The following is a 596-nucleotide window of genomic DNA, read 5'->3' on the forward strand; positions in this document are numbered from 1 at the left end:
TTTCATTATAAAATTTTTAGTTCAAAATAGCAAGTTAAAGGAATAAATAATTCTTTATGGTAATAAAAAAAAAAAAAAGTTCAAAGCGCAATAAAAATAATTGCATAAATAATATATATGTGTTAGAATAAAAATAAGGAAAAAGAAAGGGGTTTCATTGCATGAGAAAAAAACGTGGAATTAAAAAATTAGTTACATTTGCATTACTAGGTGTTTTTATGTTTAGTAATACAATTCCTTACCAACAGTTTATTCAGAAGAATAAACAATTGGAGATTCGAGTGCAATCACAAAAGGAGTCCAATGGTCTTGATGTTGGGAAGGCTGATTAGTTGATTAAATGATGAAAATACTAATTAACTATATGGTATTTCTGTTTTATCTAATTTTTAATTAGAAAGAAGTGATTCTAATGTACAAGGGTGTAATTTGTTAGAATTTCAAAAATTTAGAGCATTTTTGGCTTAGTAATATGTGTTGAATGCTCAAAATCTATGGTAAAAAAGTAGCTTTGAAAACGTATTACCTCCAAAGATTTAGTTAAATAATGAATTAACATAAAAAGAAATTATTGAAGTTCTGGAAAGATGTTGTTT

General features: G+C 25.2%; 1 protein-coding gene. It reads left to right on the top strand.

Features of this window, described 5'->3' with window-relative positions:
* Window positions 1-161 precede the first annotated feature (161 nt).
* Complete coding sequence (locus tag SPADD19_RS13120; protein WP_001227861.1) at window positions 162-332, top strand: PhrA family quorum-sensing system peptide; 171 nt, start codon at window positions 162-164, stop codon at window positions 330-332.
* The last annotated feature ends 264 nt before the right edge of the window (window positions 333-596 follow it).

Source organism: Streptococcus parasanguinis (genome assembly GCF_001578955.1).
Taxonomy (GTDB): Bacteria; Bacillota; Bacilli; order Lactobacillales; family Streptococcaceae; genus Streptococcus; species Streptococcus parasanguinis_U.

Coding starts and splice junctions, on each gene's coding strand:
- SPADD19_RS13120 (WP_001227861.1), top strand. CDS start 162: ATGAGAAAAAAACGTGGAATTAAAAAATTAGTTACATTTGCATTACTA.